Below are 14,560 nucleotides of genomic sequence, written 5' to 3'. Positions count from 1 at the left end.
AAGAGTGAGGGCGAAAGCCCGGTTCAGCGTCTGGCTCCGGCTCATTGCGAGAGCCCGCTCTTACTATCGAAATCACCATTTTCGAGGAAGAACATGCGGTAGAAGTTCGGGTCGTAATTGCGCAGCTGCTCGCCAGGCAACGACGGCAGTTGTGCATTGGCCGCCAGGGGCTGGACCAGATGCGGGGTGACGATCATCAGCAGTTCGCGCTCTTCACGATTGATGGTGTTATCACGGAAGAACGCGCCCAGAATCGGGATATCGCCCAGCCCCGGGAATTTGTTCACCTGGGAATTGTTGCGGGTACTGATCAGGCCGCTGATGACGAAGCTTTCGCCGTCGGCCAGGGAGATGCTGGTGTCGGTACGGCGTATGGTCAGCGCCGGAACTATCGTGCCGGCGATGCTCACGGCGTTGGTGAAGTCCAGTTCACTGACTTCCGGCGCCACCTTCAGGGCAATACGGTTTTTCTCGATGATGGTTGGCGTCAGGGTCAGGCGGATACCGAACTCCTTGTACTCGATGGAGATGTTATCGCTGCCGGCACTGGGCACTGGAATCGGTACTTCACCGCCGGCCAGGAAGCTCGCACTTTGCCCGCTGAGCGCTACCAGGCTTGGCCGCGCCAGGGTATAGGCGAAACCGCTGCCTTCCAGCGCATTGATCGCCACCAGGGTATTGCCGGTCGCAAAAGAGAGGTTGAAATTATCGTTGTTCACCGGCAATGACGGCGTAACGATGCCGCCGATGGTGGGCAAGGTTCTCGGCGAGCCGAACAGGAAGTTGCCACGGGTGCCGAAAATAGACGCTGAGGCTTCCTTGAGTTTGGTCCGGCTGACTTCAACGAAGCGAATATCGGTTTGCACCTGGCTTGGCAGCAGCGGGTCTTCGTAAGGTCCGGTCGACGCACTGGTCAGCGCCGAGGTAGCCTTGCCCTTGACGAACACCATGCTTTGGCGCGGCGTTTTCGAACAGGAGGTCCAGACCATCAGGCTGGTGGCTCCCGGTGTCAGACCGGTGAGTATGAAGGCGCTGGGATTGTTGCCGCTGGGTTGCACATCGGCAACTTTCGGGTCACCCACGGCCAATTGCGTCACCGGAACCGGTGTGTGCAGTTCACTCTGAAGCCCCTGACCGACCTCGAACGTTGTCGGCATACTGTCCATCTGCGAACAATTGGCCGCCGCGGCCTGAGCCGCGTCCACGCTGAGGCCCATCCAGAACAGGCCATGGATAATTCGCTTGAAAGCGGGCACGGTACGATAGCTCATTAAGTGCATCCTCGCTGAATAGGCCATCTACAAGGCAAACCAAGTTGCCTCGGATCACTACAGGGGGCCTGAGTCGACCCTCAACCTCGCCAGAGCACTCACCACTAATGACCAATGCCCCCGGCAATATTCCTTGGTGCTACACGCAAGCAGGTGCAATACGCTGATCCGAATGAACAGCGAGCGACCTTCTAAAACGGCTTTTAGTGATCCAGATACCTGGGCTGCCGACCCGAGCGACAGGCTCAGGCTCGACAACCATCGCGGTTATAGGCGGCACTTCCCGCCAACCTGACTCCCCTAAAAAGCAACCGGCAATCACAGCTCTGCGCCGGTAAACGCCTGTCAGGATCATAGTGAGGTAACTCCTTTTGCCAATTCGCTATCTGATCTCTGAACCTAACGTCAAAATTCAAACCGTTATGACTTCTTCTTGTTTGAAGGTAGTTCAAACAAAGCAAAGCGCCACGATTTAAAACAAAACTTTCAGGGCAGAGTGTGGAGATAGCCATGTTGCTGGCGTTGGAGCGGCAAAAAAATGCGGTTCGGCGAGGCAACTAAGGCGGCAGGGCTTACATGGACAGAATCAGGCGTCCGGCGAACAGAATAAGGATCACCCCCATGGTTCGTTCGAACCAGTGCCCCATACGCATGAACAGCAGTCGCACCCGGGCGCTGGAAAAGAACAAGGCCACGATCACGAACCACAAGGCGTTCACGAAGCACATCCACAGCCCGTACAGCGCCTGAATCTGCAGCGGTGTCGAGGCACTGATGATGGTGGTGAAGATCGCCAGGAAGAACAGCGTGGCCTTGGGGTTGGTGGCGTTGGTCAGAAACCCCGTGCTGAAGGCCTTGAACAGGGTCTGCTGCTCAGTTGACGCTGCCGCGCCGTTGTCGCCTTCAGTCGCCACTTTGGGTTTGCTGCGCAACAGGCTCACACCGAGATACAAAATGTAGACCCCCCCGATCACCTTGGCCACCGTCAATAGCCAAGGCGTGGTGTGCATCAATGCGCCGACGCCGAGCAAGGTGTACAGCACATGCACGGAAATGCCTGCGCCGATGCCCAGCGCCGTGCAGATGCCCACTAAACGCCCGAAACGCACGCTTTGGCGGATGGTCACGGCGAAGTCCGGCCCGGGAGCTACCACGGCCAGAAAATGGATGGTTGCCAGCGCCAGAAACTCGCCCAGGTAATTCGAAAACATCTCAACTCCAGAAAGTCAGGGGGGATGCATTGCCGCGGTAGCCGACAAAGAAAGAAAGGCTCAATCGCGGATCGTCCACACCCGGCGTCACCGAGTGCATGCGGCGTGAATTGAACATGATGAAATCACCCGGCTCAGGGCGAACCTCCAGGGTCGGAGGTCCGAGCAAGGCCGGATCGATGCCGTAACTGTCGCCACGCATCTCGTCGAACTGGTCCGGGGAAATGTCGTGGTCCCACATCTGCAATACGCCGCCCTCGGTCGGCATGTTCAGGTAAACATTGCAGGCGAACTGCGCTTCCAGGCTTCTGGCCTGGAAACTGTCCGGGGCGTCCTTGGCGAAAATGTCGTGATGGGCGAGGAAGCACACGCCGGGTTTGACCACGCGCGATAGCCCCACATACATCTTGCGGCCATAGAGATTTTCCAGATGCGCCCCCGCCGGCCAGGACTCATCGAGCATGCAGCGCAGGGTGTCGACAGGCGAGGAGTAGGGCGCACAACGGCTGCGCAACTCGGCGATGTTGCTGGTGGCGCGCTCGAAATAGTCTTCGATCAGCAGTGGCTGGTTTTCCGCTTCGTAAAACGCCATGCCGATGCGACCGATGCTCGGTGCGTTGATGTAGCCTTCGAAGCCGGGGGCGAGGATCTTGTCGCCGATCTGGATCGCCAGTGGCCGAGGCAACAAGCCTCTGACGCGGATGGCGAGGACTTCTTCGTTGGCCAGTTTTTGTATGCACGTCTCATCGAGACGCTCGACGTCAAGCATCATGTCTTAGGTCCATCTATCAGATAGTCAACAGAGCCCGCGAACGCAGGCTCCTCCGGCGTCAGGCGATGACGGGGTCGACATCGCCCAAAAGCTCAATCCACGTGGTAGTGGACTGACAGCGTTCCCTTTTTCTGCGAAAGGGAAGCGATCGTGACCTTGCCCAAATCCTTCAGGCTACGTACATGGGTGCCGCCGCAGCCGTAGGCGGGCAGCTCACCGAAACCGATTTCACGGGCGCCTTCGCGCAACGACGTCAAGCGCGGCAGATCATGGGCGATCCATTGCTTGATGCCGTGCTGAATCGTCTGGGCATCAACCTCCTGTGCGCCATCGCCCGGTTTGAATTGCACACGTCCTTCATCCGGCCAGTGATGAGCCTTGATTGGCATCCAGCCCAGGGCCTGTACGAAGTGACCGATCAGGTGCCCCGCCGAATGCATGCGCGTATTGAACTGGCGGCGTTGCTCGTCGACCCGAATCTGGATCATGCCGAGTTTTACCGGGTGGTCGACGAAATGGATGATCCGCTCCGTTTCCTGCACCACGCGCAGCACCTGGCTTTCGCCGATCCAGCCGGTGTCACAGGGTTGCCCGCCGCCCTGAGGGTGAAACAGAGTGGCGCGCAGCACCACGGCGAACTCGTTCTCATAGGGCGTGCAATCCAGGACTTCCACATTGGCCCTGAGGTCATCACTATGGAAAAAGAGGCGAAGCGTCATATTCCATGCCCTTATTAAAGTTTCTATTTTTATTATATGAACCGTGGAATTGCGTGATAATCCGTTCAACCATCAAAGGACTGTTGCGCTGTGAGCATAAATCTTCCCCTGCCGCTGCTCGGTGAAATGGCGATTTTCGTCAAGGTTGTCGAAACCGGCAGTTTCTCCGAAGCGGCGCGTCAGTTGGGGTCTTCACCCTCGGCGGTGAGTCGCAGCATTTCGCGGCTGGAGAAGGCGCTTGCCACGCGTTTGTTGCAACGAACCACGCGCAAGCTACGCCTGAGCGACGGAGGCGAAGAGGTGTTCAAGCGCTGCCGGGAGATGGTCAGCGCGGCGAAGTCGGTGATGGAAATCAGCGGTCAGTTCACCCAGGAAGCGGAAGGGCTGGTGCGCGTCAGCGTGCCCAAGGCCGTCGGGCGATTTGTGATTCATCCGCATATGCCGGAGTTTCTGCGGCGTTATCCCAAAGTGGATGTGGAGTTGTTGCTCGAGGACCGCCAGGTGGATTTGATCGATGACAACGTCGACCTGGCCATCCGTATTACCGATCGGCCCCCTGCGGGGCTGGTGGGGCGCCAATTGCTGACCATCGACCATTTGCTCTGCGCCACGCCACAGTACCTGGCCGAGCACGGCACACCGACTCATCCCCACGACTTGCTCAATCACAGCTGCATTTATCTGGGCGAAACCCCGAGCGATGCGCGCTGGAAGTTCAAGAAAGGCAGTAAAGCCGTGACCGTCGGCGTGCGCGGACGTTACGCCGCCAATCACACGGGCGTGCGATTGGGCGCGGTATTGCAACACATCGGGATCGGTAGCCTGCCGTACTTCACCGCCCGTTATGCGCTGGAACAGGGGCTGATTGTGCAGGTATTACCGGACTGGACCTTTCTGGCGTCCTACCACGGAGGCGCCTGGCTGCTGCATTCGCCCACCCGCTATCTGCCGCCCAAGTTACGGGTGTTCATCGACTATCTGGTGGAATGCCTGGAGAAGGAGCCGACCTTGAGCAATCCGGGCAAGCCAAGCGCGATGGGCAAGGGCGTGGCAGCGTATGAGTTGCCGGAGAGTGATGGGTTGCTTTGATCTTCCCGGCCAAAAAAAGGCCCGCATGATTAACCATGCGGGCCTTTTTCGTTACTGATTGGAGATCAGTGCTTGCTGTCCTGGTTCGACATCGCCAACAGCTGCTTTTCCTGATTCCAGTCGAACGGCTCATCGTTCTGTTCGGCTTCGTAGCGACGCTCTTCCAGCGCCTGATACATGTCGATCTCTTCATCGGACAAGTAGTGCAGGCAGTCGCCGGCGAAGAACCACAGCAGATCCCGCGGGATCAGGTGGGCAATTTGCGGATAGCGGGAAATCACTTGAGTCAGGATGTCCTGGCCCAGGTATTGGCTTTCGATCGGTTCGATCGGCAGGGATGCCAGCAGTTCGTCGAAGCGCTCCAGGAACAAGGCATGGCTTTCTTCGGGAACCTGTTCGGCCTCACCTACGGCGACCAGGATGCTGCGCAGGTGGTCGAGCAAGACGAGATGATCGGCAACGACATTGGACACGAGATAAGTCCTCAAGAGCAAAACGGGCGCAGGAGTATAAAGCCCCCGCGCCCCTTTTTCACAGGGTAAAGCGCCCCATGATGGTAAGGCGACACACGGTCCTCTGGATCAGCGGACCTTGCCCTTGCCCAGCACCAGCACCTCTTTATCGAAATCATCGACGTCGATCACCTTGCGCCGCGCCACCTCCACTTCACGCAAGGTCTCGGCCTCAACCGGTTGCAAGACGCCAGCCTCCAGTGCGGCATCGATGACCGACTCCCCGACAGTGGGTTTGACCTGGCGACTTCTCAGCGCCGTGTTGAGTTTTTTCTGTAGCGGTTTGGCGGCGTTCAGCAAGTCGCAGGCGTGCTGCAAGGCGCCGACCGGATCTTCTGTCGATTGCGGGCGATAGCAGCCCGCCAATAACTCCTCAAGGGTCGGGTCGCCCTTGGCGCGGCCGAGGACTGCTGCGACTTTGGCCGCCAGTCTGTCCGACGGGCCTCTGTGCCGGCGACCGAACGGGAACACCAGTACCCGCAGCAGGCAGCCGAGTACCTTGTTCGGAAAGTTGGTCAGCAGTTCGTCCAGCGCACGCTCGGACTGGCCGAGGCTCTCTTCCATCGCCCAGGCGAACAACGGACGCATATGCTCCGGCGAATCGAGATCGTGATATCGCTTGAGCGCGGCGGAGGCCAGATACAGGTAGCTGAGCACATCGCCCAGACGAGCGGACAAACGTTCGCGGCGTTTCAGGTCGCCGCCCAGCAGCATCATGCACTGGTCTGCAAGCATGGCAAATGCCGCGGCCTGACGGTTGAGGGCGCGCACGTAGCGTTGGCTGAGCCTGTCCCCGGGCATGTGTTCGAAATGCCCGAAGCCTAGGTTCAACACCAGGGTGCTGGCGGCGTTGCTCACGGCAAAACCAATGTGTTTGAGCAGCAGGTCGTCGAATTCGATCAGTGCCTGTTGTTTGTCTTCGCGGTGGACAAGGGCCATTTCCTTGAGCACGAACGGATGGCAGCGAATGGCGCCCTGGCCGAAGATCATCAGGTTGCGCGTCAGGATGTTCGCACCTTCGACCGTGACGGAAATGGGCGCACCTTGCCAGCTACGCGCGAGATAGTTGTTCGGGCCCATGATGATGGCCTTGCCGCCGTGAACATCCATGGCGTGACTGATGCACTCGCGACCGCGTTCGGAGAGGTGGTATTTGATGATGGCCGAGGGCACCGACGGTTTTTCGCCGAGGTCGACGGCGTTGGCGGTGAGCATCCGTGCGCTGTCCATCAGCCAGGTACTGCCGCCTATCCGCGCCAGTGCTTCCTGAATCCCTTCGAAGGCTGACAGCGGTGCGTTGAATTGCTCGCGAACCTGTGCATATTGGCCTGTCACCAGACTGCTGAACTTGCCCGCGGCGGTTCCGATGGCAGGCAGCGAAATGGAGCGCCCCACCGACAGGCAGTTCATCAGCATCATCCAGCCTTCGCCGAGCATTTCCTGACCGCCGATGATGAACTCCAGCGGTATGAACACATCCTTGCCGGCGTTCGGGCCGTTCATGAAGGCGGCGCCCAGCGGCAAGTGACGGCGACCGATGTCTACACCGGGAGTCTGGGTTGGAATCAAGGCGAGACTGATCCCCAGGTCGACTTTGTCACCCAGTAGATGATCCGGGTCATAGGCCTTGAAGGCCAGGCCGATCAAGGTCGCCACCGGACCGAGGGTGATGTAGCGTTTTTCCCAGTTCAGGCGCAGGCCGAGGGTTTCCTGGCCTTCCCATTCACCTTTACAAATCACCCCGGTGTCGGTCATGCCCCCGACGTTGGAACCGGCCATCGGGCCTGTCAGGGCAAAGCAGGGGATATCGTCGCCGCGGGCCAACCGTGGCAGGTAATGATTGCGTTGTTCGTCGGTGCCGTAGTGCAGCAGCAGTTCCGCGGGGCCCAGAGAGTTGGGCACCATGACGGTGGAAGCGAGGTCGCCGCTGCGGGTTCCCAGTTTCATCGCGATCTGGGAGTGGGCATACGCCGAGAAGCCTTTGCCGCCGTACTCCTTGGGAATGATCAGGGCAAAAAAGCCATGCTGCTTGATGTGATCCCAGGCCTTGGGCGGCAGATCCATCAACTGGCCGATCTGCCAATCGCTGACCATCGCGCAGAGCTCTTCGGTCGGGCCATCGATAAACGCCTGTTCCTCTTCACTCAGTTGCGCTTTTGGATAGGCCAGCAACTTGTTCCAGTCAGGACGACCGCTGAACAGCTCGCCATCCCACCAGACCGTGCCGGCTTCAATGGCTTCACGCTCGGTTTGCGACATGGGCGGCAGGTTTTTTTGAAACCAGTTGAATATGGGCGCCGTGAACAGTTTTCGGCGCAGGTCCGGCAGCAGCAGCGGGGCGGCCACGGCCGCGAGCAACGCCCAGAAAATCAGCAGCAGCCAGACGGGGGCATGGCTCGCATGTCTGAAGATGCCCATCGCCAGCAGATAAACAGCGATGATGCCCGACGCGGGCAGAGGCGCGGTGCGGCGATGTGCCAGCCAGGCAATCCCGACCACCAGAACCAGTATCCACAACAGCAACATAATTAATTCTCCTGAAGCCAGGGGCAAAACCACTCTCAGAGCTTAGACGGCATCCATAAAAGTGGGTGGTCGGAGCGATCGGGTTGTGCTTGTAGGACGAAACGGCCGGACTTCGTCAGTTATTTCGATGGAGGGCTCGTCAACAGGGCGGGCAAGCGCCGATATTTGGCCGAAACGTCGTTACCTCTGTGCTGAAGGTGTCGCTAGACTCGTGGCTTCCTCCAGGAGATAGCTCCCATGCACGCGTATCTGAGCCCCGGCCGCTTCATCGACAGTGACCATCCCTCGGTGGTGGCGTTCGCCGAAAAACATCGTGGCGCCGGGCGCGATCCGCAGGAGCAGGCGATCAATCTCTATTACGCCGTGCGCGAGGCCGTGCGCTATAACCCCTACACCTTCAGCCGTGATCCGCAGACCTTGCGCGGCAGCTATGCGCTGGCGGCCGGGGAGAGTTATTGCGTGCCCAAAGCCACGCTGCTGGCAGGTTGCGCTCGGCATTGCGGGATCCCGGCGCGTATCGGTCTGGCGGATGTGCGCAATCACCTGTCGACGCCGCGCCTGCTCGAACTGCTCAAGAGCGATGTGTTCGCCATGCACGGCTACACCGAGCTTTATTTGAACGAGCGTTGGGTTAAAGCCACGCCGGCTTTCAATCAACAACTGTGCGAATTGTTCAATGTCGCGCCGCTGGAATTCGACGGGATCCACGACAGCGTGTTCCATTCCTTCAACCGTGACGGCGAGCAGTTGATGGAGTACCTGATCGATCACGGCCAATTCACCGATGTGCCTGAAGCATTCTTTTTCGAGCACCTGCAAAAGTGCTATCCGCATCTGTTCGGTGAGCAAGTGCCGGTGCTGCTGGGTGATATGCAGAGCGATTTGAGCCGCGTCTGATCCGGCGTATGCTGCCTGCGCATTCATTCAACAAGGAGCGGTCATGCTGAAGATCTGGGGTCGGAAAAATTCGTCGAATGTCAGAAAGCCGTTGTGGGCCGCCGAAGAATTGGGCCTGGCTTATGAAGCTGTTAATGCCGGCGGTGCCTTTGGCGTAGTCGACACGCCTGAGTACCGGGCGATGAATCCCAACGGCCGGGTGCCGGTGATTGAAGACGACGGTTTTGTGCTGTGGGAATCCAACACCATCGTGCGTTACCTGATGGCCCGCCATGCCAGCGGCACGGCGTGGTATCCGGCGGACCTGCAGGCCCGTGCCAGCGCCGAGAAGTGGATGGATTGGACCACCTCAAGTTTTGCCGCACCGTTCCGCACGGTGTTCTGGGGCGTGTTGCGCACCCCGCCAGAGCAGCAGGACTGGCCGGCCATCAAGGCTGCGATCAAGGAGTGCGACGATCTGCTGTCGATGGCCGATCAAGCGCTGGCGGTTAAACCATACCTGTCGGGCGATGAGATCGGCATGGGCGACATTCCCTTGGGCAGCTTCATTTATGCCTGGTTCGAAATGCCGATCGAGCGCGCGCCGCTGCCACATCTAGAAGCCTGGTACGCACGGTTGAAACAGCGTCCGGCCTATCGCAAAGCCGTCATGACCGCGTTGACTTAATACTCACTATCAACACGCGTGACTGTACTTGTGTGGCGGCGACAAGCACCATTGCGCTCATGCGCCGCGGTTGCATTGCTCGCCGCCCGCCCTTATTTATTCCTTTCTTCCCTTCCTGGTGCGTAAATCCGATATGAGTTCCGCTCTGTCCATCCGGCAGCTAACCAAAACCTACGGCAACGGTTTCCAGGCCTTGAGTGGTATCGATCTGGACGTCGCCGAAGGTGACTTTTTCGCTTTGCTCGGCCCGAATGGCGCCGGCAAATCCACGACCATCGGCATTATCTCGACCTTGGTGAACAAAACCAGCGGCACGGTGAATGTGTTCGGTCACGACCTGGACAAGGAACCAGCGGCGCTCAAGCGCTGCATTGGTGTGGTGCCCCAGGAGTTCAACTTCAACCAGTTCGAAAAGACCTTCGACATCGTCGTGACCCAGGCCGGTTACTACGGCATCCCGGCGAGAATCGCCAAGGAACGCGCCGAGCAGTACCTGACCCAACTGGGTTTGTGGGACAAGCGCGATGTGCCGTCACGCTCCCTGTCCGGCGGCATGAAGCGCCGACTGATGATCGCCCGGGCGCTGGTCCACGAACCACGGCTGCTGATCCTTGATGAACCGACGGCGGGGGTGGACATCGAATTGCGTCGCTCGATGTGGACCTTCCTCACCGAGCTGAACAAGAAAGGCATCACCATTATCCTCACCACCCACTACCTGGAAGAAGCTGAACAGTTGTGCCGCAACATCGGCATCATCGACCACGGCACCATTGTCGAGAACACCAGCATGAAGCAGTTGCTCGGCCAACTGCATGTCGAGACGTTCCTGCTGGACCTGAAGAACACCTTGCAAGTGGCGCCGCAGTTGCTTGGTTACCCGTCCAAACTGATCGACAGTCATACCCTGGAAGTCCAGGTCGACAAGGCCATGGGCATTACCGCGCTGTTCACCCAATTGGCGCAGCAGAACATCGAAGTGTTGAGCCTGCGTAACAAAACCAATCGCCTTGAGGAGTTGTTCGTGTCCCTGGTGGAGAAAAATCTGTCGAAGGTGGCGGTATGAGTTCCGAGCTGCAACCCAACCTCGTCGCCCTCAATACCATCGTTTACCGTGAGGTCAAGCGCTTCACCCGGATCTGGCCGCAGACTTTGCTGCCGCCAGCCATCACCATGGTTCTGTACTTTGTGATCTTCGGCAATCTGATCGGTCGGCAGATCGGCGGCATGGGTGGCTTCACGTACATGGAGTACATCGTGCCGGGGCTGATCATGATGTCGGTGATCACCAACTCCTATGGCAACGTGGTGTCGAGTTTCTTTGGCAGCAAGTTCCAGCGCTCCATCGAGGAATTGATGGTGTCGCCGGTGTCGCCCCATACGATTCTGATCGGCTACACCCTGGGCGGCGTGCTGCGCGGGTTGATGGTCGGGCTCATCGTGACGCTGCTGTCGCTGTTCTTCACCACGCTACAGGTGCATCACCTGGGCGTGACCGTCCTGGTGGTGCTGCTGACGGCGACGATCTTCTCGTTGCTGGGTTTCATCAACGCGGTATTTGCACGCAATTTCGATGACATCTCGATCATCCCGACCTTCGTGCTGACACCGCTGACGTACCTGGGCGGGGTGTTCTACTCGATCAGCCTGTTGCCACCGTTCTGGCAGACCGTTTCGCTGGCCAACCCGGTGCTGCACATGGTCAACGCCTTCCGTTACGGCATCCTCGGCGTGTCGGACATCAAGATCAGCGTGGCGATTGCTTTCATGCTGGTAGCGACTGTTGTGCTGTACATCGGTTGTGCGCGGCTGCTGGTGAGTGGGCGCGGGATGCGTACCTGATCAAGACCGTGTCACGGCCTTCGCGGGTAAACACCGCCAAAAGAAACGGCCTCCCAAGTGGAGGCCGTTTTTCATTCCTGCATCCGGCTGCGCTTACGCCGTGCCCACTGCCGACTCACCCACCAGCGCCAATACATCATCACCAGACAATAAGCCAACGCCCCAAGCACCAGCCCCGTTACCACCGAACCCAGTAAAAACGGTTGCCACAAAGTCGAGAGCTCGCCGCTGATCCATGCCCAGGTCAACTCGTCCGGCAAGCTCCTGGCGGGGACGTCCATCAGCCAGGCGCCGGTCTGGTAGGTGCAGAAGAACACCGCCGGCATGGTGATCGGGTTGGTCAGCCAGACCAGGCTGACCGCTATCGGCATGTTGCCGCGCACCACGATGGCGAGGATGGCCGCCAACAGCATTTGCAACGGGATGGGCAGGAACGCCGCGAACAGGCCGACGGCCATGGCCCGTGCGACGGAATGACGATTGAGGTGCCAGAGGTTCGGGTCATGCAGCAGGGTGCCAAGAAAGCGTAAGGATTTGTGTTCCCTGATGCTGGTCGGGTCTGGCATGTAACGTTTGAATAAGCGCCGGGGCATAAGGCTTCTCGGTCGGTTAAGGCGGCAAGTATGTCTGGATTCTACGAACCGCCCATTCAGACTTTGTGACAATTGTTAACGACGCCTGTGCGGCGCGACGGCTAAGCCTAGGGAAGGGACTCTCAAGGACGGGCTTATGCGCACAGGGATGATGGCGCTGGCGTTGGGTCTGCTGGCCCTGCGTTTTTTGCCGGCACTGCCGCCGGCAGGGTTGTGGCTGTTGTTGCCGGTAGTGGGTTTGATGTTGCTGCCGTTTCGAACCTTTCCACTGGCATTTTGGTTGTTCGGTTTCAGTTGGGCGTGTGCGAATGCGCAGTGGGCGCTGGATGATCGCCTGGCGCTGAAGCTCGATGGCGAGACTCGCTGGGTCGAAGGCCGGGTTACCGGGTTGCCGCAACAGGCCGAGGGTGTGGTGCGTTTCGAGCTGACGGACAGTCAGTCGCGTCGCACCCAACTGCCTCGGCACCTGCGTCTGGCCTGGTATGGCGGGCCGCCCGTCAACAGTGGCGAGCAGTGGCGGCTGGCAGTCAAATTGAAGCGTCCTGCCGGGCTGCTCAACCCCCATGGTTTTGATTACGACGCCTGGTTGCTGGCCCAACGTATTGGCGCCACTGGGACCGTCAAGGACGGTCAGCGACTGGGGCAAGCGCAGTGGGCCTGGCGCGACGGCATTCGTCAGCGTTTGCAGGCCGTGGATGCGCAGGGGCGAACGGGGGCGCTGACGGCGTTGGTGCTGGGGGATGGCGCCGGGCTCAGCCGTGAGGACTGGCAGGTGCTGCAAGACACCGGCACCGTGCATCTGTTGGTGATTTCCGGGCAGCACATTGGTTTGCTGGCGGGGCTGGTGTATCTGCTGATCGCCGGGCTGGCGCGCTATGGCTTATGGCCCAGGCGCTTGCCGTGGCTGCCATGGGCGTGTGGGCTGGCGTTCGCGGCGGCGCTCGGTTATGGGCTGCTGGCCGGTTTCGAGGTGCCGGTGCGTCGGGCCTGCCTGATGATTGGTTTGCTGTTGTTGTGGCGGCTACGGTTTCGTCACCTCGGCGCCTGGTGGCCGCTGTTGCTGGCGCTTGACGGTGTTTTGCTGCTGGACCCGCTGGCAAGCCTGCAACCGGGTTTCTGGTTGTCCTTTGCGGCAGTAGCGGTGCTGATTTTCACCTTTGGCGGGCGATTGGGCCCGTGGCGTTGGTGGCAAACCTGGACCCGTGCCCAATGGCTGATCGCAATCGGCCTGTGCCCGCTGCTGTTGGTGCTGGGGTTGCCGATCAGTCTCAGCGGGCCGCTGGCCAATCTTCTGGCGGTGCCCTGGATCAGTCTGATGGTCTTGCCGCCGGCCTTGCTCGGAACGCTGCTGTTGGCCGTTCCTTTTGTGGGCGAGGGGTTACTGTGGTTGGCTGGCGGTCTGATCGACCTTTTGTTCAAGGGGCTGGCGTTGGTGGCCGGGCAATTGCCCGCGTGGGTGCCGGTGGCGGTTCCGTTGTGGGTTTGGGCGTTCGGCGCGCTGGGCGCATTTCTGCTGTTACTGCCACCGGGCGTGCCGTTGCGCCCACTGGGCTGGCCGATGTTGCTGTTGCTGGTTTTTGCGCCCCGGCACACGCTGCCTGAAGGCGTCGCCGAAATCTGGCAACTGGATGTCGGCCAGGGGTTGGCCATTCTGGTGCGCACCCGCCATCACACGCTGCTGTATGACGCCGGGCCACGGTTCGGTGATATCGACCTGGGTGAGCGGGTGGTGTTGCCAACATTGCGCAAACTGGGGGTGAATGGACTTGATTTGATGCTGATCAGCCATGCCGACGCCGATCACGCCGGCGGTGCGCGAGCGATTGCCAGCGGTGTGCCGGTGACTCGGGTACTGAGTGGCGACCCACTGGCCCTGCCGGACGAGCTACATGCCGAGGGCTGCGAGAGCGGTCAACAGTGGACCTGGGACGACGTGCGGTTCCAGCTCTGGCAGTGGTCGTCGGCCAGCGACAGCAATCAGAAATCCTGCGTGCTGCAGATCGAAGCCAACGGCGAGCGGTTGCTGCTGACCGGCGATATCGATACCGCGGCCGAGCAGGTGCTGCTCGACGGTCCATTGGCGGTGCCGACGGACTGGTTGCAGGCCCCGCACCACGGCAGTCGCAGTTCATCTTCGATGGCGTTGCTCAGCGCTCTGCAGCCTAAAGCGGTGCTGATTTCCCGTGGCAACGGTAACTCTTTCGGTCATCCCCATCCCACAGTGGTGGCGCGCTATCAAAAGCGTGGCATGGCGATCTACGACAGCGCCGGGCAGGGTGCCATTCGTCTACAACTGGGGCGCTTCGAACCGCCCTGGACGATGCTTCAGGAACGGCGTTTCTGGCGCGATCGGCCATCATTGAGCCAGTAAGCCGAGTCATTAAAGCCCGACCGGATGCGACATCACGGTCTTCGGTGCGCCCACCCCCTATGTTAGAGTGGCGCACTTTTTCGAGGGGAC

At 59.7% G+C, this 14,560-nt stretch carries 13 protein-coding genes; 6 read left to right on the top strand and 7 right to left on the bottom strand.

Annotation, left to right across the window (positions count from 1 at the left end; genetic code table 11):
- Window positions 1-41: 41 nt before the first annotated feature.
- The 4 genes from PSH69_RS22420 to PSH69_RS22405 all read right to left on the bottom strand — a co-directional run bounded on the left by PSH69_RS22420 (window position 42) and on the right by PSH69_RS22405 (window position 3,973).
- Window positions 42-1,271, bottom strand: a complete 1,230-nt coding sequence (locus tag PSH69_RS22420; protein ID WP_305409867.1) for a type II and III secretion system protein family protein — start codon at window positions 1,269-1,271, stop codon at window positions 42-44.
- Between the two features lie 572 nt (window positions 1,272-1,843).
- A complete protein-coding gene (locus tag PSH69_RS22415; RefSeq protein ID WP_305409866.1) occupies window positions 1,844-2,482 on the bottom strand; it encodes a LysE family translocator in 639 nt (212 codons plus the stop codon).
- Window position 2,483: 1 nt separating this feature from the next.
- Window positions 2,484-3,254, bottom strand: coding sequence for a 2OG-Fe(II) oxygenase (locus PSH69_RS22410; RefSeq protein WP_305409865.1), 771 nt, complete (start codon window positions 3,252-3,254; stop codon window positions 2,484-2,486).
- Window positions 3,255-3,346: 92 nt separating this feature from the next.
- The gene (locus tag PSH69_RS22405; protein WP_305409864.1) at window positions 3,347-3,973 is read right to left on the bottom strand and encodes an alanyl-tRNA editing protein; all 627 of its coding nucleotides are present in this window, start codon (window positions 3,971-3,973) and stop codon (window positions 3,347-3,349) included.
- A gap of 90 nt (window positions 3,974-4,063) precedes the next feature.
- On the opposite strand from PSH69_RS22405, the gene PSH69_RS22400 reads away from it, so the two are divergent.
- On the top strand, window positions 4,064-5,062 hold the full coding sequence (locus PSH69_RS22400; protein ID WP_192379518.1) for a LysR family transcriptional regulator: 999 nt from the start codon (window positions 4,064-4,066) through the stop codon (window positions 5,060-5,062).
- Between the two features lie 65 nt (window positions 5,063-5,127).
- Here PSH69_RS22400 and PSH69_RS22395 read toward each other — a convergent pair whose 3' ends face one another.
- Both PSH69_RS22395 and PSH69_RS22390 read right to left on the bottom strand, forming a co-directional pair.
- Window positions 5,128-5,535: a PA2817 family protein gene (locus tag PSH69_RS22395; protein ID WP_305409863.1), complete on the bottom strand. Its 408-nt coding sequence runs from the start codon at window positions 5,533-5,535 to the stop codon at window positions 5,128-5,130.
- 108 nt (window positions 5,536-5,643) lie between these two features.
- Entirely contained in the window at window positions 5,644-8,100 is a 2,457-nt protein-coding gene (locus PSH69_RS22390) for an acyl-CoA dehydrogenase (protein ID WP_305409862.1), read from the bottom strand.
- A gap of 237 nt (window positions 8,101-8,337) precedes the next feature.
- On the opposite strand from PSH69_RS22390, the gene PSH69_RS22385 reads away from it, so the two are divergent.
- The 4 genes from PSH69_RS22385 to PSH69_RS22370 all read left to right on the top strand — a co-directional run bounded on the left by PSH69_RS22385 (window position 8,338) and on the right by PSH69_RS22370 (window position 11,506).
- Window positions 8,338-8,997: a transglutaminase family protein gene (locus tag PSH69_RS22385; RefSeq protein ID WP_305409861.1), complete on the top strand. Its 660-nt coding sequence runs from the start codon at window positions 8,338-8,340 to the stop codon at window positions 8,995-8,997.
- Window positions 8,998-9,040: 43 nt separating this feature from the next.
- Window positions 9,041-9,664, top strand: a complete 624-nt coding sequence (locus PSH69_RS22380; protein ID WP_305409860.1) for a glutathione S-transferase family protein — start codon at window positions 9,041-9,043, stop codon at window positions 9,662-9,664.
- A gap of 133 nt (window positions 9,665-9,797) precedes the next feature.
- On the top strand, window positions 9,798-10,730 hold the full coding sequence (locus tag PSH69_RS22375; protein ID WP_305409859.1) for an ABC transporter ATP-binding protein: 933 nt from the start codon (window positions 9,798-9,800) through the stop codon (window positions 10,728-10,730).
- Window positions 10,727-11,506, top strand: coding sequence for an ABC transporter permease (locus PSH69_RS22370; protein WP_018926238.1), 780 nt, complete (start codon window positions 10,727-10,729; stop codon window positions 11,504-11,506). Before PSH69_RS22375 ends, PSH69_RS22370 begins: the two co-directional genes overlap by 4 nt.
- Before the next feature lie 71 nt (window positions 11,507-11,577).
- Here the strand turns inward: PSH69_RS22370 and PSH69_RS22365 are convergent, their stop codons facing one another.
- Window positions 11,578-12,099, bottom strand: a complete 522-nt coding sequence (locus PSH69_RS22365; protein ID WP_018926237.1) for a DUF2062 domain-containing protein — start codon at window positions 12,097-12,099, stop codon at window positions 11,578-11,580.
- A gap of 136 nt (window positions 12,100-12,235) precedes the next feature.
- On the opposite strand from PSH69_RS22365, the gene PSH69_RS22360 reads away from it, so the two are divergent.
- A complete protein-coding gene (locus tag PSH69_RS22360) occupies window positions 12,236-14,470 on the top strand; it encodes a DNA internalization-related competence protein ComEC/Rec2 (RefSeq protein WP_305409858.1) in 2,235 nt (744 codons plus the stop codon).
- Window positions 14,471-14,560 lie beyond the last annotated feature (90 nt).

Origin of the sequence: Pseudomonas sp. FP1740, from assembly GCF_030687165.1 — a bacterium.
Taxonomy (GTDB): domain Bacteria; phylum Pseudomonadota; class Gammaproteobacteria; order Pseudomonadales; family Pseudomonadaceae; genus Aquipseudomonas.
Note: the sequence above shows the minus strand (reverse complement) of the source record. Positions and strands in the feature narration are given on the sequence as shown.